Source organism: Ruegeria arenilitoris (assembly GCF_013030265.1).
GTDB lineage: Bacteria > Pseudomonadota > Alphaproteobacteria > Rhodobacterales > Rhodobacteraceae > Ruegeria > Ruegeria arenilitoris_E.
In genome coordinates this window covers 23,373-44,536 of record NZ_WPZQ01000014.1, presented here as the reverse complement: position 1 = coordinate 44,536, position 21,164 = coordinate 23,373, and the positions used below count along the sequence as shown (strand labels likewise).

23 protein-coding genes are annotated in these 21,164 nt (G+C 56.3%); 16 read left to right on the top strand and 7 right to left on the bottom strand.

Going from position 1 to position 21,164, the window contains the following annotated elements:
• Positions 1–15 precede the first annotated feature (15 nt).
• Positions 16–657: an LON peptidase substrate-binding domain-containing protein gene (locus GOX61_RS20845; RefSeq protein WP_155145807.1), complete on the top strand. Its 642-nt coding sequence runs from the start codon at positions 16–18 to the stop codon at positions 655–657.
• Positions 654–839 carry a Trm112 family protein gene (locus GOX61_RS20840; RefSeq protein WP_155145805.1) on the top strand — a complete coding sequence of 62 codons (186 nt, stop codon included), beginning with the start codon at positions 654–656 and terminating at the stop codon, positions 837–839. The genes GOX61_RS20845 and GOX61_RS20840 overlap by 4 nt, the downstream gene beginning before the upstream one ends.
• On the opposite strand, the gene GOX61_RS20835 is transcribed toward GOX61_RS20840, so the two are convergent.
• Positions 836–2,062, bottom strand: a complete 1,227-nt coding sequence (locus GOX61_RS20835) for an FAD-dependent monooxygenase (protein ID WP_170336826.1) — start codon at positions 2,060–2,062, stop codon at positions 836–838. The genes GOX61_RS20840 and GOX61_RS20835 overlap by 4 nt on opposite strands.
• An 88-nt stretch (positions 2,063–2,150) precedes the next feature.
• Between GOX61_RS20835 and GOX61_RS20830 the strand changes: the two genes are divergently transcribed.
• The 4 genes from GOX61_RS20830 to GOX61_RS20815 all read left to right on the top strand — a co-directional run bounded on the left by GOX61_RS20830 (position 2,151) and on the right by GOX61_RS20815 (position 8,367).
• Positions 2,151–3,479 carry an amidase gene (locus GOX61_RS20830; RefSeq protein WP_170336825.1) on the top strand — a complete coding sequence of 443 codons (1,329 nt, stop codon included), beginning with the start codon at positions 2,151–2,153 and terminating at the stop codon, positions 3,477–3,479.
• Between the two features lie 109 nt (positions 3,480–3,588).
• Positions 3,589–4,770: an aminotransferase class I/II-fold pyridoxal phosphate-dependent enzyme gene (locus GOX61_RS20825; RefSeq protein WP_170336823.1), complete on the top strand. Its 1,182-nt coding sequence runs from the start codon at positions 3,589–3,591 to the stop codon at positions 4,768–4,770.
• A gap of 14 nt (positions 4,771–4,784) precedes the next feature.
• Positions 4,785–7,730, top strand: coding sequence for a DNA translocase FtsK (locus GOX61_RS20820; protein WP_170336821.1), 2,946 nt, complete (start codon positions 4,785–4,787; stop codon positions 7,728–7,730).
• Between the two features lie 40 nt (positions 7,731–7,770).
• Positions 7,771–8,367, top strand: a complete 597-nt coding sequence (locus GOX61_RS20815) for a LolA family protein (protein ID WP_170336819.1) — start codon at positions 7,771–7,773, stop codon at positions 8,365–8,367.
• A gap of 16 nt (positions 8,368–8,383) precedes the next feature.
• On the opposite strand, the gene GOX61_RS20810 is transcribed toward GOX61_RS20815, so the two are convergent.
• A complete protein-coding gene (locus GOX61_RS20810) occupies positions 8,384–8,965 on the bottom strand; it encodes a lytic transglycosylase (protein WP_170336817.1) in 582 nt (193 codons plus the stop codon).
• A 60-nt stretch (positions 8,966–9,025) separates the two neighbouring features.
• Entirely contained in the window at positions 9,026–9,907 is an 882-nt protein-coding gene (locus GOX61_RS20805; RefSeq protein WP_170336816.1) for an AEC family transporter, read from the bottom strand.
• A gap of 80 nt (positions 9,908–9,987) precedes the next feature.
• Between GOX61_RS20805 and hspQ the strand changes: the two genes are divergently transcribed.
• Complete coding sequence (gene hspQ, locus GOX61_RS20800; protein ID WP_155145794.1) at positions 9,988–10,314, top strand: heat shock protein HspQ; 327 nt, start codon at positions 9,988–9,990, stop codon at positions 10,312–10,314.
• Positions 10,315–10,349: 35 nt separating this feature from the next.
• Here the strand turns inward: hspQ and GOX61_RS20795 are convergent, their stop codons facing one another.
• From GOX61_RS20795 to GOX61_RS20785, 3 genes are all read right to left on the bottom strand, one after another.
• Positions 10,350–11,927: a gamma-glutamyltransferase family protein gene (locus tag GOX61_RS20795; RefSeq protein WP_170336814.1), complete on the bottom strand. Its 1,578-nt coding sequence runs from the start codon at positions 11,925–11,927 to the stop codon at positions 10,350–10,352.
• 213 nt (positions 11,928–12,140) lie between these two features.
• Positions 12,141–12,578, bottom strand: a complete 438-nt coding sequence (locus tag GOX61_RS20790) for an ATP-binding protein (RefSeq protein ID WP_170336812.1) — start codon at positions 12,576–12,578, stop codon at positions 12,141–12,143.
• Between the two features lie 19 nt (positions 12,579–12,597).
• On the bottom strand, positions 12,598–12,939 hold the full coding sequence (locus GOX61_RS20785; protein WP_170336810.1) for an STAS domain-containing protein: 342 nt from the start codon (positions 12,937–12,939) through the stop codon (positions 12,598–12,600).
• A gap of 98 nt (positions 12,940–13,037) precedes the next feature.
• Here GOX61_RS20785 and GOX61_RS20780 point away from each other — a divergent pair, with 98 nt between their 5' ends.
• The 3 genes from GOX61_RS20780 (at position 13,038) to GOX61_RS20770 (ending at position 15,136) form a co-directional block, all read left to right on the top strand.
• On the top strand, positions 13,038–14,210 hold the full coding sequence (locus tag GOX61_RS20780; RefSeq protein WP_170336808.1) for a thiolase family protein: 1,173 nt from the start codon (positions 13,038–13,040) through the stop codon (positions 14,208–14,210).
• Positions 14,211–14,299: 89 nt separating this feature from the next.
• Positions 14,300–14,749 carry a GAF domain-containing protein gene (locus GOX61_RS20775; protein WP_170336806.1) on the top strand — a complete coding sequence of 150 codons (450 nt, stop codon included), beginning with the start codon at positions 14,300–14,302 and terminating at the stop codon, positions 14,747–14,749.
• Between the two features lie 108 nt (positions 14,750–14,857).
• A complete protein-coding gene (locus GOX61_RS20770; RefSeq protein WP_170336804.1) occupies positions 14,858–15,136 on the top strand; it encodes a DUF3303 family protein in 279 nt (92 codons plus the stop codon).
• Between the two features lie 21 nt (positions 15,137–15,157).
• Here the strand turns inward: GOX61_RS20770 and GOX61_RS20765 are convergent, their stop codons facing one another.
• Positions 15,158–15,499, bottom strand: coding sequence for a DUF1294 domain-containing protein (locus tag GOX61_RS20765; RefSeq protein WP_367646993.1), 342 nt, complete (start codon positions 15,497–15,499; stop codon positions 15,158–15,160).
• Between the two features lie 56 nt (positions 15,500–15,555).
• On the opposite strand from GOX61_RS20765, the gene GOX61_RS20760 reads away from it, so the two are divergent.
• Genes GOX61_RS20760 through GOX61_RS20735 form a run of 6 tightly spaced genes read left to right on the top strand, consistent with a single transcriptional unit; the run spans position 15,556 to position 21,158 of the window.
• A complete protein-coding gene (locus tag GOX61_RS20760) occupies positions 15,556–16,125 on the top strand; it encodes a helix-turn-helix domain-containing protein (protein WP_155145780.1) in 570 nt (189 codons plus the stop codon).
• Positions 16,125–16,748 (top strand): LysE family translocator, encoded by a 624-nt coding sequence (locus GOX61_RS20755; protein ID WP_170336802.1) that lies wholly within the window; start codon positions 16,125–16,127, stop codon positions 16,746–16,748. The genes GOX61_RS20760 and GOX61_RS20755 overlap by 1 nt, the downstream gene beginning before the upstream one ends.
• Positions 16,749–16,752: 4 nt before the next feature.
• Positions 16,753–17,133 carry a GFA family protein gene (locus tag GOX61_RS20750; protein WP_155145776.1) on the top strand — a complete coding sequence of 127 codons (381 nt, stop codon included), beginning with the start codon at positions 16,753–16,755 and terminating at the stop codon, positions 17,131–17,133.
• Positions 17,134–17,148: 15 nt separating this feature from the next.
• Positions 17,149–19,599, top strand: a complete 2,451-nt coding sequence (locus GOX61_RS20745; protein ID WP_170336800.1) for a GcvT family protein — start codon at positions 17,149–17,151, stop codon at positions 19,597–19,599.
• Positions 19,600–19,618: 19 nt separating this feature from the next.
• Positions 19,619–20,095, top strand: a complete 477-nt coding sequence (locus tag GOX61_RS20740) for a cupin domain-containing protein (RefSeq protein ID WP_170336798.1) — start codon at positions 19,619–19,621, stop codon at positions 20,093–20,095.
• Between the two features lie 10 nt (positions 20,096–20,105).
• Positions 20,106–21,158, top strand: a complete 1,053-nt coding sequence (locus tag GOX61_RS20735; RefSeq protein ID WP_170336969.1) for an alcohol dehydrogenase family protein — start codon at positions 20,106–20,108, stop codon at positions 21,156–21,158.
• Positions 21,159–21,164: the final 6 nt, after the last annotated feature.

Below are 21,164 nucleotides of genomic sequence, written 5' to 3'. Positions count from 1 at the left end.
ACTACACTCGGGTACATGATGCATCCCGCCGACCTGCCGGATATGGTATCCGTTTTTCCATTGCCCGGGGCGCTGTTGCTGCCCCGTTCACGCTTGCCGTTGCACATCTTCGAGCCGCGCTATCTGCAGATGCTGGACGATGCGTTGAAAACGCAGGAACGGCTGATCGGTATGGTTCAGCCGAACCCTTGCCTTAGCAATGAGAACAAGCTGCATCAGATCGGCTGTGCTGGCCGTGTGACGCAATTTTCCGAAACCGAAGACGGCCGATATCTGATCACGCTGACCGGGATTTCTCGGTTTCGGATCAAGTCCGAACTGGACAGTTTTACCCCATATCGCCGCTGTCAGGTCTCATGGGATGGCTTTGATCGCGATCTGGGTAAGGCTGAATTGGATGACAGCTTTAACCGTGCGCGTTTCCTTGAGCTTTTGGAGCGCTTCTTTTCTTCGCGCCAATTGTCGACCGATTGGGACACGTTGAAAGATGCTGACGACGAATTATTGGTCAATTCGCTTTCGATGCTATTGGATTTCGACCCCGAGGATAAGCAGGCCCTGCTTGAGGCACCTTGCCTGCGTACCCGGCGTGAGACACTTGTGACACTGATCGAATTTTCGCTGCGAGGCGGATCAAATGAGGAAACACTGCAATGACCGATTCTGAATTTGCCTTTGACCGGCACATGCTTGAGGCACTGATCTGTCCGCAGACCCATACGACACTGCACTATGATGCTGACCGGCAGGAACTTGTTTCCAAGGCTGCTGGTCTTGCGTTTCCGATCCGCAATGGCATTCCGGTCATGCTGGTGGATGAGGCGCGCGAACTCGACTAGATCGCGCGACCCTGCAGCAGTTTGGGCAGATCACCCGTCAGCCCGGCTGCTTCTCGTACAAAGCCCCGGCGCAGGCCTGGCAATGAGCCGACAATCCCCATGCCAATATCACGCCCCATCCGCAGGATAGGGTTGTCGTTCGAAAACAGCTTGTTGAACACGTCCGTCGCCATTGCAAGCGCTGCGGTGTCGAAACGGCGCCACTCCTGATACCGTTCCAGAACCAGTGTCGAACCGATGTCTTCACCGCGGCGACCGGCCAGTGTGAGGACCTCGGCCAGAGCGCCAACATCGCGCAGGCCCGCGTTCAACCCCTGACCGGCAATCGGGTGCATGCCGTGGGCTGCATCCCCAACCAGAGCGAGACGATCCGAGATGAATGAATTTGCGATCGTAAGGTTCAGCGGATAAGTGAAGCGATCGCCTTGCAGTCGGATTTCGCCCAGAAAGTCCCCGAAACGGGGCCTCAGAACCTGAAGATAGTCTGACTCGGACATGGCGTTGATCTGGTGAGCTGTCTCTGTACGCTCGCTCCAGACAATTGAGCTGCGATTTCCAGTCAAAGGCAGGATCGCCAGCGGTCCCGGCGGCATGAAGAACTGATGTGCAACGCCGTGGTGCGGCAGGTCGTGTTCGATGGCGCATACGAGCGCGGTTTGGCCATAATCCCAACCGGTTCGCTTGATGCCTGCTCGCTGCGCTGTGCCACTGCGACGCCCGTCACATCCGACAAGCAGTTCGCCCGTGAGGGTTGTCCCGTCATTCAGCGTAACCGTTGCCTCGGACACATCCGCGTCCTGAGACACAACGGTTTTGCCACTGATTTCCGTAATTCGTTCGTTTTCGGCCATTGCATCCAGAAAGGCGCGGCGCAGATGGCGATCTTCTACCATGTAACCCATGGGGCCTTCTTCTATTTCGGCATGGTCGAAATGCATGAAGAAGGGCGCAGGACCAGCACCGGCATGGCCGTCGGTCACCTTAATTTCCAACATCGGCTGGGCGTGGTCTGCGACGCGCTCCCAAACTCCGATGGCGTCCAGCAATCGCTTTGATGCGAGTGCAAGCGCATAGGCCCGCCCGTCAAAGGCAGCGTTCTTTCGCACCTTCTGGGCCAGAGCATCAATCACGGTCACTGAATGCCCGGTCTGCGCAAGTGCCAGTGCCAAGGCAGGGCCGTTCAGGCCGCCGCCAACGATCAGGATATCCGAAGCCTTTGTCATGATGTGCAATATGCGCGCCCTTTCGGGATTGTCCATGTGCGGTCCTGTCGCTACCGTCCCCGAAAGCACAGAATTCGGGAGGGGTGTGATGCAGGATTGGCTGACCATGACAGCGTGTGATCTGGGCCGGGGCATTGGCATGGGGCAGATCGATCCGGTTGAGCTGACCGAGACCTATCTTGCGGCGATTGACGCGCACCCGCATCGGGATCGAATTTATGCCCGCGTAACCCACGATCGTGCCCTTGCAGAGGCGAAAGCCGCGCAGGAGCGGGCAGGATTAGGGCTTCGCCGTTCCCTGCTGGACGGGGTTCCGATCAGTTGGAAGGACCTCTTCGACACCGCTGGTATTGGGACAGAGGCAGGTTCGGCTCTTCTGAAGGGGCGGGTACCTGATCATGACGCCGTTGTTGTGCGCAATGTCACGGCAATGGGGACGGTCTGCCTTGGCAAAACCCATATGAGCGAGCTCGCCTTTTCCGGTTTGGGCCTGAACCCGATCACCGACACACCGCCTTGTGTGAATGATGAAGATGCGGTGCCGGGCGGGTCATCTTCAGGTGCGGCAGCATCGGTTGCGTGGGGTTTGGCGGCGTGTGGGATTGGTTCGGACACAGGTGGGTCGGTCCGAATCCCATCTGCATGGAACAACCTGGTGGGTCTGAAAACAACCGCCGGACGTGTCAGCCTTGAGGGTACAGTGCCGCTTTGCCTGAGGTTCGATACCGTGGGGCCGCTGGCGCGCTCGGTCGAGGATGCAGCGCATATGCTGGCGCTTCTGGAAGGCAAACCAGTGGCCGATTTGCGCGGCTCAACATTGAAGGGCCGCCGTTTTGCGGATTTGCAGAACGTAGCCAAAGACGATCTGCGCGACTCCCCGCGCGAGGCCTATGAGTACGCCCTGCAGTGTTTGCGGGATGCAGGAGCCGAAATCGTCCCGCTCGAAGTGCCTGAATTGAACGAAGCGATGGCCTTGTCAGGTGTTTTGTACACGACCGAAGCCTATGGGCTGTGGCGTGATGTGATCGAGGCCAATCCAGATGCGATGTACCCGGAGATACTGGAGCGGTTCCGCATGGGGAAAGAATATTCCGGTCCGGACTATGTTGCGGCGTGGTCCAGGCTGAAGGCCTGTCGGGCTGCGTGGGATGAGGCGACTTCCGGATTCGATGCGGTTCTTGCGCCGACTGCGCCAATACTGCCACCAAACCTGGATCGGTTGATGAGCGATCATGAGTATTACGTGACCGAGAATCTTCTGGCCCTGCGCAACACGCGTATCGGGAATCTGATGGGTCTGGCGGCGTTGACTTTGCCTACCGGAACCCCGGGGTGCGGGTTGATGATGCTGGGTTATCCGGGGTCTGAAGAAGTCTTGCTGCGCCTGGGATCAGCGGCCGAAACTGCGTTGGCCTGAATGCCACAATCCCCTGATTCGGCACCTCTTTGTCTGGACGAAGCAGGGCGTGCCCTGTAATCTGCCAAAAAAACGGGGCGAAAATGATCCCGGTATTGAGGCAGTAGTTATGAATTTCCCCGAGCGGTTTTCGAACCTACCGGCTTATGCATTCCCGCGTCTGCGCGCCCTGTTGGATCACCATCAGCCGGGCGGTGAAGTCGTGCATATGACGATTGGTGAGCCCAAACACGATTTTCCCGGTTGGGTTACCGACATCATCATGGAAAATGCCGCAGATTTTCGGGGCTATCCGCCAAATGAAGGATCGCCAGAGCTGCGGGCAGCCATCACCGATTGGATCGGGCGTAGGTATGGCGTTTCTTTAGATGCCGACGCCAACGTCATGGCGCTGAATGGCACGCGTGAGGGCCTTTATAACGCTGCAATGGCACTGTGCCCCGAGCAGAAAAATGGTCAAAGGCCGATCATTCTTTGCCCGAACCCTTTCTATCAGGTCTACATGGTGGCTTCGATTTCGGTTGGCGCCGAGCCTTTCTTTGTGCCTGCCACCGCTGCTACGGGGCATCTGCCGGATTACGCTGGATTGCCCGAGGATGTGCTGAACCGCACCGCTATTGCCTATATCTGCTCGCCGGCCAATCCGCAGGGCGCGGTTGCGTCACGCGAGTATTGGGCCGAGCTGATCCAGCTTGCCGAGAAGTATGATTTCCGCATTTTCGCCGATGAGTGCTATTCGGAGATTTATCGGGAAGAAGCTCCTACCGGTGTGTTGACAGTCGCGCACGAGCTTGGCGCGGATCCTGAGCGGATCACATTGTTCAACTCGCTTTCGAAACGGTCGAATCTGGCTGGTCTGCGCTCGGGCCTTATTGCTGGTGGTCCGGAAACCATCAAACGGGTGAAACAGTTGCGCGCCTATTCCGGTGCACCTCTGCCAGCGCCTCTGCAAGCTGCAGCGGCCAAGGTCTGGGCAGATGAGGTTCATGTTCAGGAAAATCGCGCGCTCTATCAGGAGAAATACGCCATCGCAGACGAGGTGTTTGCAGGGGTACAAGGCTACATGCCCCCCGAAGCTGGCTTTTTCCTGTGGCTGCCGGTCGAGAGCGGCGAAGCAACCGCATTGAAACTGTGGCAGGAGACCGGCGTTCGGGTTCTTCCAGGCGCATATCTTTCACAAGGTGATCCGGGGCAGAACCCGGGCGAAGAATTTATCAGGGTCGCAATGGTGGCCCCAAAAACAGAGTTGCAGCGCGGGCTGATTACACTCCGCGACTGCATCTATTCGTGAGGTACGAGGGCAAAATGGCATCTTTGAACGCGCGCAATCGCGACCCATTGTTGGACAGCACGACTCAGGCCGCACTCGAGCGGCGCAGTAAGGAACTGATCGGAATTGCCCTGATCCTGTTGGGTTTGGCATCTGCGGCGATGATCTGGTCCTACACGCCCGATGATCCGAACTGGATGGTGTCAACAGATGCACCGGTACAGAACTGGATGGGGCGGATTGGGGCATCGATTGCTGCGCCTTTGTTCATGATCGTGGGCTGGGGCAGTCTGGGTGTTGCGCTGGTGCTTATCGGTTGGGGTGTCCGTTTCACGGGCCATTTCAGCGAAGAGCGCGCTGTCGCCCGTTTGATTTTTGCACCAATCTGGATTGCGGTTGTATCAGTATATGCTGCGACGCTGGTGCCGGGTGCGGAATGGCGTGCAACACACAGCTATGGTCTTGGCGGTCTATTCGGCGACACCGTGATGGGTGCTTTGCTGACGCTTTTGCCAATCTCCTCACATTTTCTGGTCAAGCTGATGTCTCTGGCCATGGCTGTAGGCATGTTGGCGCTTGGCGTATTCGTACTCGGCTTTAGCAAGGTTGATGTTCAGCGCGGATTCCGCGCCTTCCTGCTGGGTCTCGTGATGTCCTATGACATGATGATGAAGCTTCTGGGCCGTGGCGCCACCGCGACTGCGCAGGCGGCCCGTGAACGTCGGGCGCAATGGGAAGAACGCAAGGCAGCGCGTGCTGAACCCGCACTGGCCACGTTTGATGATGAGCTGGCCTATGCCGACCCCATTTTTGAGGAACCGGAGATTGAGCAACCCGAACCAGCGGTCAAAACGGGGCTGTTGGCGCGGATGCCTGCTCTGATCCGTCGCCCCGAACCTATGCCCGAGCCTGAACTGATCGATCCCGAACCTGTCCAGGGCTATGATGAAATGCCGGGCGAGGACCGTATTCGCTCAAAAATCTCGGCAGCCGTGCGCAACCGCAAAGTTGCAACAGGAGAGCTGACCCCTGAACCCGATCCCAATCTGCCGCTGACCAAAGGCCGGGGCAGAGGGCCGGACCCGTTGATCCTGAATTCGATGCAATCGGGCGAATTGCCTGCCGAGCCGCCGCTGACATCTGATGGATTGCCGCCAGAGCCACCGATGACGGCGATGGAAGCACCACAGTGGGAACAGCCTCAGATCAACGAATACGCGCCCGAACCGGACTACGCGTCTGAAGCTGGTTATGTTCAGGATGATCTTTCGGATCCGGGCTACGACGACGAGGCAGTGTTCGAGGAAGCAGTTGAGCCTGTAGCCCCCGCGGCACCAGCTATGAAAATTCCCGTTGCCGAGCCACGCAAGCCGGTTGTGGCTCAACCGGTTCGCCGGAATGTTCTGCCATCCCGCCGTGCGCAGGCCGAGGCGCAGCCTACCTTGTCCTTTGAAGAGCGCCATTCGGATTTCGAATTGCCACCACTGGGCTTGTTGACCAATCCGACCGGCATTCAACGCCACCATCTGAGTGATGAAGCGTTGGAAGAAAACGCTCGGATGCTGGAAAATGTTCTGGATGATTACGGCGTAAAGGGCGAGATCGTCAGCGTCCGGCCTGGTCCTGTTGTCACCATGTACGAGCTGGAACCTGCGCCGGGCTTGAAAGCCAGCCGTGTGATCGGTTTGGCGGACGATATTGCCCGCTCGATGTCAGCCCTTTCGGCACGTGTTTCAACGGTGCCGGGCCGCTCGGTCATCGGTATCGAACTTCCGAACGAAAACCGCGAAATGGTTGTTCTGCGCGAGATTCTTGCAAGCCGTGACTTTGGCGATGGCAATCAGGCATTGCCGCTTGCGCTGGGCAAGGACATCGGTGGTGACTCGGTCGTGGCCAATCTCGCCAAGATGCCTCACCTGCTGATTGCGGGTACGACGGGTTCGGGTAAGTCGGTTGCGATCAACACCATGATCCTGTCACTGCTGTACAAGCTGTCGCCGGATGAATGCCGCCTGATCATGATCGACCCCAAAATGTTGGAACTTTCGGTCTATGACGGCATACCGCATCTGCTGTCGCCGGTCGTTACCGACCCCAAAAAGGCGGTTGTTGCCTTGAAATGGGTCGTGGGCGAGATGGAAGACCGCTATCGCAAGATGTCCAAGATGGGTGTGCGTAACATCGCGGGCTACAATGGCCGTGTGAAGGATGCGCTGGCCAAGGGTGAGATGTTCAGCCGCACAGTTCAGACCGGCTTCGACGATGAAACCGGCGAACCGATGTTCGAGACCGAAGAGTTCGAGCCCAAGGCCATGCCCTATATCGTGGTCATCGTCGACGAGATGGCGGACCTGATGATGGTTGCAGGTAAAGAAATCGAAGCCTGTATCCAGCGTCTGGCACAGATGGCGCGCGCCTCAGGCATTCACCTGATCATGGCCACGCAGCGCCCATCGGTGGATGTGATCACCGGTACGATCAAAGCGAACTTCCCCACCCGGATATCATTCCAGGTGACCTCAAAGGTCGACAGCCGTACCATCCTGGGTGAAATGGGTGCCGAACAACTGCTGGGGCAGGGTGATATGCTCTATATGGCCGGCGGTGCTAAGATCACGCGCTGCCATGGCCCGTTTGTTTCGGATGAAGAAGTCGAAGAGGTTGTGAACCACCTCAAGCAGTTTGGTCCGCCTGATTATATTGGTGGTGTTGTTGATGGTCCTGCCGAGGACAAGGCCGATAACATCGATGCGGTTCTGGGGCTCAACACAGGTGGCAATACCAACGGTGAGGATGCACTGTATGATCAAGCGGTGGCGATTGTGATCAAGGATCGCAAATGCTCGACCTCGTACATTCAGCGGAAACTCGCCATTGGCTACAACAAAGCTGCGCGACTTGTTGAGCAAATGGAGGACGAAGGCGTTGTTTCGGCGGCAAATCACGTCGGTAAGCGCGAAATCCTCGTTCCTGAGCAGTAGGATATTTAATAACAAGGGCAAAGCGCTTATCTGGTAATTTATGAAACAGATTGCCTTTGCCCTTGCATTTACACTGGTTGCCCCGGCGGCCTGGGCTGCTGATAAGCTGCCTCTCTCTCAGATTTCCAACTACCTGAACAATATGAAGACGGTTCAGACGACGTTCACGCAAGTGAACGACGACGGATCGCTCAGCACAGGTAAGCTGTGGTTGCAAAGACCGGGAAAGATGCGGTTCGAATACGATCCGCCCAACAGTGCTGTGGTACTTGCGCGCGCTGGTACGGTGATGATTTTTGATCCTAAGTCCAATCAGCCACCCGAGCAGTATCCGCTAAAGCGTACACCGCTATCGTTGGTTTTGGCCCGGAACGTGAACCTGAATCAGGCCAATATGGTCGTGGGGCATGATTTTGATGGCACAGCGACCGTTGTGACAGCACAGGATCCCAAAAACCCGGAATCGGGTCGCATTGAACTGATGTTCACTGGTGAGCCAATCGAACTGCGCAAATGGGTTATTCATGACAATGCAGGCAGTCAGACTACCGTATTGCTAGGCCCGTTGAACGAAACAGGGTCTGTGGATCAGAGCCTGTTTTCTAACAGAAAAAGAAGCGGGTCAGCTGATCGCTGACCCGCAAGGGTTCTAATTAGTATCTGCAGCTGGCCAACTGGGCCTGATAAAGCTGCGCGCGGGCGTCAACATCGCTGGCTACCCGCAGCAGCCACGACTTGTTGTTGTAGGTACCGCGCGAGAAGCCAGTGTGCCCTTCGTGATAGGCCAGATACTGATTGCGCGTATCACTGGGGTGGATACCGTTCCGCTCATAGCTTTTGTTCATGTACCAGCCGACAAAGTCAGATGCGTCACGAATCCGATCCCGCTTCGCGCGGCGTTTCCCGGTTTCGCGCTGATACTCATCCCATGTTCCATCCAGTGCCTGACTGAACCCATAGGCGCTGCTTTGACGTCCCATGGGGATTACGCCCAGTACGTATTTATGTGGGGTGCGTGCATCATGCCGATAACGGCTTTCCTGATAGATCGTGGCCATCTGAACATGCACGGGAACACCCCATTTGCGTTCGGTGCTTTTGAAGGCCTTGATGAAATCCGGACGCTCGCGCGCAATGCTGCAGGCGTCATTCAGATTGCTGGGGGGTCGTTGAGACCCGCCCCCGCAGGATGCCAAAAGAAGCACCCCGAAGAGTACGAAAAGAATTCTGCTCATGTGCCTCGTGCCTTTTTTCGGCATTCTAGCGCAAATTGACCGCTTAGGAAATCACAATCGTTACAAAACCATAGCCAGAACGACAGGTAATGCGGCCACTGAAAGCAGCGTCGAGACCATAACCATTCCGGCAACCGCGTCCGAGTTGGCATTGAACCGCTCAGCCAACAGATATGAGGTCACCGCAACCGGCGTACACATCTGTACGACAAGTACACCAAACGCGATCGCTTCGAGCTCAAAGGCAACGGCGATTCCCCACCCCAAGGCAAAGCACACTGCCAGCTTAAGCATCGATAACCAGACTGCTTGGCTCAGGCTGTGGGTTGTCAGGCGTGCGATCGCAACCCCAACAGTAATCAGCATCATCGGAACCGCCATCTGCCCCAGCAAATCCAGCGTATTTGTCAGGAATAAGGGTGTTTCCCATCCGCGCCACAGAAACAGGGCACCCAGCAATGTTGCCCACACCATGGGTTCACGTACAACTTTGCCAAATGCACCTTTCCCCGCGACCAGGTAGATGCCGTAAGTGAAGGAAAACAAAGCCGTAACGGCCAGAAAAATCACTGCGTACCCAAGTCCGGCCTGACCAAATGCAAAGATGCACAATGGTAGGCCCAGATTGCCGGTATTCCCAAATATAAGCGGAGAAAGATATGTGCGTTGCTCGAGCTTCAGCACGCGAACCAGCACCCGGAAAACGACAGCCAGAATAAGATTGGCTGCGATGGTAGCGAGCGTGAACCGGGATAGGTCCCCACCCGGGATTTCGGTCTGCATCAGGGCGACGAAGATCAGGCTGGGCACCGCCAATGTCATCGCAAAACGTGTAACGAACTGAAGCCGATACTCGAATCCCAGCTTAACCCACGTGAATCCAATCCCTGACAACAGGAATACTGGGGCCACGATTTCGAACACTGTCAGTATGAGGTTCACAGACTGTTTCCCTGAATTTCAGATCAATGATTGGCAATCCGGCCCGGAAAGATGTAGTAACGTGTTTGGGGGCTGAAACAATGCTGAAGACACATGCCAAGTACCGCCTGGGTCAGGTGGTTCGACACAAAAAACATCCCTTCCGAGGGGTGATTTTTGACGTGGATCCGGAATTTGCAAATACCGAAGAATGGTATCAGGCGATCCCGGAAGACAGCCGTCCGATCAAGGATCAACCGTTCTACCACCTGTTGGCTGAGAACGATCAATCCTTCTATGTGGCTTATGTTTCTGAACAAAATCTGGTTGAGGACCAATCTGGTGAACCGGTGGACCATCCGGATATCCCGGATATGTTTGGACCATTCGAAGACGGGTCGTACCCGCTGCACTTCCAGTTGAACTGATTTGACCGGTTGAGATTGACGCCTTTGGGTTTTCATCAATAGCCTAGTGCGCAACCATCTTTTCGTGGGTCACTTGCACCTTCCAGAACTCCGTCTTCACGGATTCGTATGGCCTGAGCTCCGCCCAATGGCGTTTCCCTGATCTCAACATTGTGGCCAAAGTCGGATAATTGTCTCAAAACTTGATCTGAATAGCCACGTTCCAGTTTCAAAGCGCCATCTTCGACAAATGCGCGCGGCGCATCCACTGCTTGTTGCAGTTCAAGGCCAAAATCGGTGAGGTTTGACAAGAAGCGCGCATGGCCAGTTGGCTGATACGCGCCGCCCATTACACCAAATGGCATCGTAACCTTGCCGTTCTGGCGCAACATGCCGGGGATGATGGTGTGCATTGGACGTTTACCGCCACCAAGCTCGTTAGGGTGCCCTGCCTCGAGTGTGAAACCGGCCCCCCGATTTTGCAGCAAAATCCCGAACTTGTCAGAAGCAATCCCCGACCCGAAGCTGTGAAAGATGGAATAGATGAGTGATACGGCCATACGGTCCCGGTCCACGACCGTGATGTAAACCGTGTCTTTGTGAACCGCCTCGGTCAATGGCGCTGCGGCTGCCATCGCCTTTTGTGGATTGATCAATGCAGCCAGTTCTGCTGCGGTTTCTGGTGCCAGAAAATGCTCCATTCGGGTGGTGTAGTTCGGATCCGCGATGAATCGGTCCCTTGCATCATAGGCGAGCTTGGTTGCTTCGGCCTCGATATGAACGCGCTCTGCGCCCCATGGATCCATCCCGGCCAAATCGAAATGCTTCAGGATATTCAGTAGAAGGATTGCAGTTGCGCCTTGACCGTTTGGTGGGTGCTCGACGAGTTCTGTGCCGCCATACTCGCCACTGACCGGTTGGGTTTCACTGCATTTTGTATCTGCGAAATCCTTGGCCGTGTGTACGCCACCTTTGGCTGTCAGGGTGGCGATCATGTCATCAGCAACTTCCCCAGAATAAAATGCATCCCGACCTTCTATGGCAATTCGCCGTAAGACTTCTGCCTGCCCGGGTGAGCGGAAAACTTGCCCGATTTTGGGCGCCTTGCCGTTGATCAGATAGTGGTCTCGCGCCGCACCTTGCAAGGTTGAGACGCCGGTTGCCCAGTCAAACGCCACGCGCGGGGCGACGGGCACGCCAATCTCAGCGTACTGAATAGCTGGTTGTAGAATGGTATCGAGACCCAGACGTCCCTCTGTTTCCGACAAATGACAAATTGCATCCACTGCGCCGGGTATGGTGACTGCATCAGGGCTGTTCAGCGGCACAGCAGGCAGACCTTGAGCACGCAGCGATTGCGCTGTCGCGGCGGACGCGGCCCGGCCCGATCCGTTCAAAGCGCGAATGTTATTTTCACCGGGGCGGTTATAGAGCACAAAGCAATCACCGCCGAGGCCGGTCATCTGAGGTTCGCAAATACCCAGCAACACCGCGCCTGCAATTGCGGCATCCATCGCATTGCCACCCTGGTCCAGAATATCCAGTGCTACCTTAGCCGCCAGTGGATGAGATGTTGCACACATCCCCTCAGTCGCCAGGACCTCGGATCGGCCCGGCATGTGCAAATCACGCATGATACCGCTCTCCCTTTGAACACGCCGACACTAGAACGCGCTTGAAGTTTGTCCAGTCATTTCAAGGAGAAGTTCCTCGGCGCCGTTCACTGGGTGGGGGCTGTGACACAAGGCGCCGAGGGAAGCTATCTGAGCTACATTCTGTTTTTCACATTTGTTTGCGGCGCGACAATGGTGCGAAAACGGCGTTATTGTGGCCATTCAATGCCGTTCTTATAAGTCAAATCGCAAGCATAAATGGTTGTTCCCGTCATACCGTTCGTAGCGAATTTCGCTTGTAAGCTGGTGGATCAGGAACCAGCCAAATCCGCCTTCTGGCAGGTTCTGAATACTAGATCCCAACTGTGCGGGTTTGCCGTCAGGAATGCGCAGGCCGGGCAACGGAGCACCGCTATCCGAGATCACGATTTCCAAGCGTTCTTTGCAAAGGCGGCAATTCACCTGCACATTTGCCGAGGCTATTCCCGAATAGGCATGCTCGACAACGTTATTGATGGCCTCTGCAAGGGCAATCTTGACGTCATCGGTTTTGTGTTCAGGCAAACCGTTTTGGGTCAATCGCGCGCTAAGCGTCGCAATCCCCTTGCTTGCCTCCGCTTCGACTGCCGGAAAGCTCAGCTCAAGGCATTTCTTGTCACACTTGCGGTTCACACCCGTCAACTCCCGCCGACTATTGTTCCACCGCCGTCGAAAGGGCGCTGTCCATGGTTGGGTACAATCTGAAAACGGTGTCCATGCGCGTCAATCGAAATACCTTTTCAACAACCGGATGAAGTCCGGCCAGATCCAGAGTGCGCCCGCTGCCGAGTTGCTTCATTGAGGCAACTATCGCTCCCAGACCGCTGGAATCGATGAATTCGACAGAGCTCAGGTCCAGTATGACACGTGTGGGGCCGCCTTCGGTCTGGCATCGCATGTCCTCTTTGAATTGGATGGCCATGGCGGCGTCAATCCGATCTGCGCGAACTGTAATAACCTGCGTCGTGCCGGTCGTGCTGCTGGTCAGAGCCATTGGCGCCACTCTCCAAAACTGAAAAAACCTCGTAGAAATACGCTAGACGGCATTTCTTACCATTCGGTATTCAACTCATCAAAAGAGGAGGAGTTGAGATGAAAGAGGTCGTGATCGCCGGTGCCGTCCGGACGCCGATGGGTGGGTTCCAGGGTATGTTTGATGGGGTTGCCGCTGCTGATCTGGGTGGGGCTGCTATCCGCGCAGCTCTTGAAGGTGCGGGTACTTCGACAGTGGACGAAGTGCTGATGGGCTGCGTTCTTCCGGCCGGACAGGGGCAGGCTCCGGCTCGGCAGGCCGGGTTCGCAGCGGGACTTGGCGAAGAGGTGCCGGCCACCACGCTGAACAAGATGTGCGGATCGGGCATGAAGGCGGCAATGATGGCCTTTGACCAGATTTCGCTAGGTCATGCGGATACGATGGTTGCTGGCGGAATGGAGAGCATGACCAACGCCCCGTATCTTCTGCCCAAAATGCGCGGCGGTGCCCGGATCGGCCATGGCCAGGTCGTAGACCATATGTTTTTGGATGGTCTGGAAGATGCCTATGACAAAGGCCGTTTGATGGGGACGTTCGCGGAAGACTGCGCTGAGGCCTATCAATTCACACGCGAGGCGCAGGATGAGTATGCGCTTCGGTCGTTGTCGAATGCACTGGCTGCGCAGGAGAGTGGAGCTTTCGATGGTGAAATTGCCTCGGTTCTCGTCAAAACTCGTAAAGGTGAAACTTCTCACGATGCAGATGAACAGCCCAAATCTGCCCGCCCTGAGAAAATTCCGACGCTGAAGCCAGCCTTCCGTAAGGATGGCACCGTGACGGCTGCCAATTCCTCGTCAATCTCAGATGGTGCAGCCGCACTGGTTTTGGCTTCCGCAGACGCGGCCGAGGCAAAGGGATTGACGGTGCGTGCAAGGATTGTCGGACACGCCAGCCATGCGCAAGCACCGGGTCTTTTCACAACGGCCCCCGTTCCTGCAGCCCGGAAACTTCTTGATCGGATCGGTTGGAGTGCTGATGAGGTTGATCTTTGGGAAGTCAACGAAGCCTTCGCCGTTGTTCCGATGGCGTTCATGCATGAAATGGGTCTTCCGCGCGACAAAGTAAACGTAAACGGTGGTGCGTGTGCGCTGGGCCATCCAATCGGTGCCTCCGGCGCACGCATCATGGTGACATTGCTGAACGCGCTTGAGAAACGTGGGCTCAAGCGAGGTGTGGCTGCCATTTGCATCGGGGGTGGTGAAGGTACGGCCATCGCGATCGAACGTGTTTGACGCCTCGGCCATTTCCAAATACTTCCGGATCGAATGAAACCGGGTTTGGGAAAGGGAAGTCCTTTCCCAAACCTATCAAGAGCATTGCCATGACTGCCGATTACGACACGCTTGCAAAGACAATCGCTGCACTGACTGAAGGTGAAACCGATGAGGTCGCACTCATGGCGACCGTTACCTGCGAAGTGCACCATTCGGATGATCGGTTTGACTGGACAGGTTTCTACCGCGTGACTGAGCCGGGTCTATTGAAGATAGGACCTTATCAGGGCGGGCACGGCTGTCTTGTCATTCCATTCGAGCGCGGTGTTTGCGGTGCGGCTGCTCGAACAGGTGAAACGCAGCTGGTGCCGGATGTGGATGCATTCCCGGGGCACATTGCCTGCGCGTCATCGACACGTTCAGAACTGGTGCTGCCGGTTCGGAATGCCGCGGGTGAAATCATAGCGGTCTTTGATATCGACAGTGATCTGCCTGATGCCTTTACCCAAGCTGACGCAGACGCGATTGGTGCGATTTTGTCGACTGTATTTGCCTAGTCTTAGGCGATAATTCAAAGGCCTGAGAAAACGCTGCGCGTGGATACCGCGTGAGCGATTGAGCGGTTTCTGATACAAGCGCTGCAGTTTCAAGTATTGGAGAACACAATGCGTTTGATGATGAAATTCACAATTCCGGTTGAAAAAGGAAACGAGGCCGAGCGCGACGGTACATTGGGTAAGGCGATTGCCGGGCTGATCGAAGAGGTCAAGGCCGAGGCGTCTTACTTCGCGCTCGAAGATGGTAAGCGCATGGGTATCATCATCTTTGAAGAAACAGATCAGGCCCGGATGCCTAAGCTCAACGAACCGCTGTTTGCAGCGCTCAACGCATCAATTGAAATTCAGCCAGTACTTACAGCGGATGATTTGCAGCGTGCCTTGTAAGGCATGGCTGCTCGCCGTTGATCACGATTGTAACGATAAAGCGCCTGACGCTATCAGATAGTAAGTCGCCAACTGAATAGCCGTGATCGCGAATAACCAGACAGAAAAGCTGCGCTTGCGGGTCTTGTGCTGAAAAATCCAGCGCCCGACCAGAGCGCCGGGGCTTCCGCCTAGAGCGGCCAGCCACAACAGCCTGCGTTCCGGTATCCGTCGCTTCTTGCGACGAGCACGCAGCTTGTCCCAGCCAAATGCCAATAGTGTCAGCCCGTTGATGGCCCAAAGATACATGATCGCGATCCACATGCGCCGGGCATAGCCAATGCCTATGATCGCAGCAAATGAAAAAACGCTTGGTTTTTTCACCGATTCGAGGCATCGTGAAAAACGAGGAGAAAATTTCACGAGATTCGGAGCGGTTCTTGAACGACCAAGCCCCTCATAGCGCGACACTTGGTGCCGATATCCGTGCCTTGAGAAAGGCGCGCGGACTGACACTTGCCGAGATAGCTGCCAAGCTTGATCGATCAGTTGGTTGGTTCAGTCAGGTTGAACGCGACATGTCAGAGCCCTCCATCTCTGATCTGCGGCAGATTGCTCAATGTCTGGGTGTTCCGATGTCGATGTTGTTCGCACATTCGGCTGCACCTGCTGACGAACAGGGTCATATTGTTCGCGCGGGATCACGCCGTCCCATGGGTTCGGGCGAAGAAGGGCTGATCGAAGAGCTGCTTTCACCTGATCTGACCGACGATTTCGAGATGGTGCATTCCACCTTTCAGCCGCATTCCCATATGCAAACCCCGGCGAACCGCCCCACGCAGGAAGTCGGCTATTTGGTTTCCGGCCAGCTTGATCTGAAAATCGGAGATCGCGAATACACCGTTGGTCCCGGCGACAGTTTCCGGATCAAGCACGAGCCCTACCAATGGTCCAACCCCTATGACGAGCCTGCTGTTGCAGTCTGGGTCATCGCTCCACCGGTGTACTGATGAGCTTTGAGGCGTGGACCATATTTGCGGTTTTCTGGGTGGTATTCGTGACCACCCCGGGCCCGAATGCAGTCAACTGCATCTCAAACGGGATGAGCCTGCCGTTCCCCAAGGCGATGCTGGGCGTGCTGGCGATCCTGACACAGGCCAGTGCATTTCTGATCCTGTCGGCGTTGGGCATAACCGCATTGATCGCGGCCTCTCCAACAGGGTTCTTTATTGCCAAGCTGATCGGTGCCGGCTTTCTGATCTGGCTAGGTGTTCGCGGTTGGATGAACGCGACTAAACCGGCTCCTGCAACGGAACGCCCTGCGCGCCACGTCTATCTGCATGCGCTGGCCGTTGCCACAATCAACCCAAAAAGTGTTGCCGGTTACCTTGCTGCGTTTTCGCAGTTCGTGCAGCCCGATGTGCCGATCTGGCAGCAAATGACGGTCATCATGCCGACCGCTTTGGTCATCACAACGCTCAGCTACACAGGCTTCACACTACTGGGTGCCCTGATGGGCAAAGCAGCGCTGGGCGCGGTGTTCAACATCTGGGTGCGCCGGGTCATGGCGACGTGTTTCATCATATACGGTGTGTTGCTGGGAACCAGCACCACGCCCGCAGCAAGAGGATAAGGTAATGCATACTGGTTCTTGTCTGTGCGGTTCGGTGGCTTTCACGATTGAAGGAGAGCTGTCGCCACCATCAGTTTGCCATTGCGGCCAGTGTCGCAGGCAATCGGGCCATGTCTGGGCTTCGACCTGGACCCATCAGGACAATCTGAGCTTTACGGCCAGCGATACGCTTAGCTGGTTCCGCGCCTCGGATATTGCCCGGCGCGGATTCTGCCGGAATTGCGGTTCATTCCTGTTCTGGCAGCACAATGACGAAGACACGATTTCGATTTCCATGGGGGTGCTGGATGCACCTACCGGACTGAAACTCGCCCGCCACATCTTTGTGGCTGACAAGGGCGACTACTACGACATCACGGACGACCTGCCTCAAGAGGCGCAATAACAGGAACTGAAAGACATGAGTGATTTTCCGACGAAAGCCCGCGTGGTCATCATCGGTGGCGGTGTGGTGGGGGCCTCCTCGCTCTACCATCTGGCCAAAAAGGGCTGGACTGACTGCGTTTTGCTGGAAAAGAACGAGCTGACTGCTGGCTCGACCTGGCACGCGGCTGGTAACGTGCCTACCTTCTCGACCTCTTGGGCGATCATGAACATGCAGCGCTACTCAACCGAGCTGTATGCGCGCCTGGGGGAAGAAGTCGATTATCCGATGAACTATCATCAGTCCGGCTCGATCCGTCTGGCGCACAGCAAAGAGCGGATGCAGGAGTTCGAGCGCGCATGCGCCATGGGCCGCTATCAGGGCATCGAGATGGAGATGTGGACGCCGGAACAGGCTAAGGAACAATACCCTTTCCTTGAAACCCACGACCTTGAGGGCGTGCTGTTTGACCCAAGCGATGGTGACATCGACCCGGCGCAGCTGACGCAGGCGTTGGCAAAAGGCGCCCGCGACATGGGTCAGAAGATTTTGCGGTTCACCCCTGCGACGGGTGTGACGCAGAAGGAAGATGGCACATGGACCGTGCACACCGAAAAGGGTGATATCGACTGTGACTATGTCGTGAACGCGGCCGGATACTATGCGCAACGTGTAGGTGAATGGTTCAAGCCGTTCGGCGGGCGAACCGTTCCTGCGATGGTCATGAGCCACCAGTATTTGTTGACGGACGAAGTGCCTGAAATCGAAGCCTGGTCGAAGGAAAACGGTGGTAAGAAACTGCCGCTGCTGCGTGACGTGGATATCTCTTACTATCTGCGGCAAGAAAAGAACGGCTTCAACCTTGGTCCTTACGAGCCCAACTGCAAGGGCCATTGGATGACCGAGGATGATCCGATGCCCGAAGACTTCAGCTTCCAGCTGTGGAACGATGATCTGGACCGCATCGAGGATATCGTCACCGACGCGATGGAGCGCGTGCCGCTGATGGCGACATCGGGCGTTGGTCGTGTGATCAACGGACCGATCCCATACGCCCCGGACGGTCTGCCGCTGATTGGTCCGATGCCGGGTGTTCAGAACGCATTTGAGGCACACACATTCACCTTCGGTATCGCGCAAGGTGGTGGTGCCGGCAAAGTGTTGGCCGAGTGGATTGTCGATGGCTTCACCGAGTGGGACATGTGGGCCGTCGATCCGCGCCGCTACACCGACTACACCGATCAGGACTACTGCAACCAGAAAGGGCTGGAAGTCTACGGCAACGAATACGCCATGCACTTCCCCCATCACGAATGGCCTGCGGCGCGCGACAAGAAACTGTCGCCGGTGCATGCCAAGGTTAAGGAACTGGGTGGTGTCATGGGTGCTTACAACGGCTGGGAGCGTGCCAACTGGTTCGCGCAACCCGGTGATGATGTAAGCGAGGAAAGCACTCACACATGGGGTCGTTCCGGCCCTTGGGAGCAACGGATCAAAGAAGAATGCGAGGCCGTGCGGGATCATTGTGGCGTGTTGGATTTGCCAGGCTTCTCGCGCTTCATGGTCAAAGGAGAGGGTGCCGCTGAGGCATTGCGCGGTCTCGCAACCGGTGGGTTGCCGAAAGTAGGCCGGATGAATCTGATCTATGTCTCTGACGACCGTGGCCGCATTCTGACCGAGATGTCCTGTATCCGTCTGGGTGACGACGAGTTCATGATGATCACGGCTGCGACTGCTCAGTGGCATGATCGTGACATCCTGATCAATGCTATGCATGCCGGCGTTACAGTCGATGATGTGACCACAACCCGTGACACGCTTATCGTGACCGGTCCGAATTCGCGTGAGATCCTGTCGGGTCTGACCGATGCGGATCTGTCGACCGGATGGCTGACCCACCAATCGGCAACTGTTGCTGGCCAGCCTGCCTATCTGATCCGCGTTTCCTTCGCCGGAGAGTTGGGCTGGGAAGTGCACGCCCTGAACGAGCATATGCCCGCGATCTATGGGGCAATCATCGATGCAGGCGCCAAGCCCTTTGGAATGTATGCGCTGAACAGCCTGCGCATCGAAAAGGGATACCGTGCGTGGAAAGGCGATCTGTCGACTGACTTCTCGCTGCTCGAAGGTGGTCTGGGTCGGTTTGTCAAACTCGATAAACCGCAGGACTTCCCAGGCAAGGCTGCAATCCTGAATGAAAAACAGCAGGGCGCGAAAAAGCAGTTCGTCACCTTACTGGTTGACGCCAAGGATTGCGACGCGCCGTACATGTCCTGCATCTGGCATGATGGTCAGATTGTTGGCGAAACCACCTCTGGCGCATGGGGCTATCGCATCAATGCGTCAGTCGCGTTGGGTATGGTTCGCCCTGATCTGGCGGTGCCGGGTACCGAGCTTGAGGTCGAAATCTACGGCGAAAAGTGCCGCGCTGTGGTACAGGAAGATCAGCCGCTCTGGGATGCTGAAAACGAGCGGCTCCGCGCCTGATCGCGATAAGGAGGCCTCCATGGGCACAAGGTACGCCAAACTGGGACCCGGTGAGGGTCCCAACTATGACTGGGAAAACGATCATACCTTTGTCAAAGTGTCCGGTCAGGACACCGGTGGCGCCTATACGCTCATGGAGGACAATCTCAAATCCAGCTTTGCGCTGGGTTTGCATCGGCATGATACGCATGCCGAAACCTTTTATTTTCTTGAGGGCGAGGTCGATTTCTATGTCGATGGGGATTGGCATTGCTGCAAGCAAGGGACGACAATGCATGTTCCGCCCGGCGTACCGCATGCCTGTCGCGTCGCCAATAACGCTCCGGCCCGGATGCTGATGATCTTTCAGCCTTCGGGTTTCGACGGGTTTCTGGCTGAACTTGCAACAATGACTGAGGCTGATTTTGCAGACGAGGCCAAGATGGCCGAACTCAACAGTCGCTATGACATCATCCCCATGGGACCGGTTCCCGCGCATCCCGACGACACTGTCTGAAAGGGACGTCATGGCAACACCAAAGACAATGTCCGGAGTTTACCTGACCCGTCACGGCGGGCCGGAGGTGCTGGAATGGAGGGACGATATCCCTGTTCCAACGCCCGGACCCGGTCAGGTTCTGGTCAAAGTTGCTGCAGCAGGGGTCAACAACACGGATATCAATACCCGGATCGGATGGTACTCGTCTGATGTGACAGCTGCGACGGATGCTGTTGAACAGGATGTCGAGGCAGGCGGTTGGGGCGGTGCCCTCGCTTTTCCACGCATTCAGGGTGGTGATCTGTGCGGGATTGTCGCGGCGGTCGGATCGAGTGTTTCCTTTGATCCTGGCCAGCGCGTTACCTGTCCTATCAATTTGCCGCGCCCGCGCCCCGGAAATCCGCAGGGGTTCATAGCGTTGGGTTCTGAGATCGACGGTGCATTTGCCCAATATTGTCTGGTCGAAGCGGACGATCTCTATGATGTTTCTGCATCCCCGCTGACTGACGTCGAGATTGCTGCAATCCCGTGTGCTTTTGGGACAGCTGAAAACCTGCTGACGCGCGCAGGCGTAACTGCAGGACACAAAGTTCTGGTTACCGGCGCATCCGGCGGTGTGGGATTGGCGGCTGTGCAGTTGGCGGCGTTACGCGGTGCCGCTGTCTGGGGGGTGACCAGCTCAGCCAAGGCCGATTTTGTCATAGGGCAGGGTGCAACGGACACATTTGCCCGCGATGCCAACCTTCCCAAAGATATGTTCGACGTAGTAATTGATGTCGTTGGTGGACCTGCTTGGCCCGGTCTCATACGCGCGGTGAAGCCCGGCGGGCACTATGCCGTGTCCGGCGCAATTGCCGGTCCGATTGTCGAGGCGGACCTGCGCGAAATCTACCTGCGTGACATTACCATCCACGGATGCACCCATCAGGCCTATGAGGTCTTCGGTCGCCTTGTCGCAATGATGAACGAAGGCCAGATCAAACCCCTGATCTCAAAAACCTACCCGTTGAACGAAATTGCGAAAGCGCAGGAGGATTTCCAATCCAAGGCGCTTGCGGGAAAACTTGTCCTGATCCCTTAAGGAGGC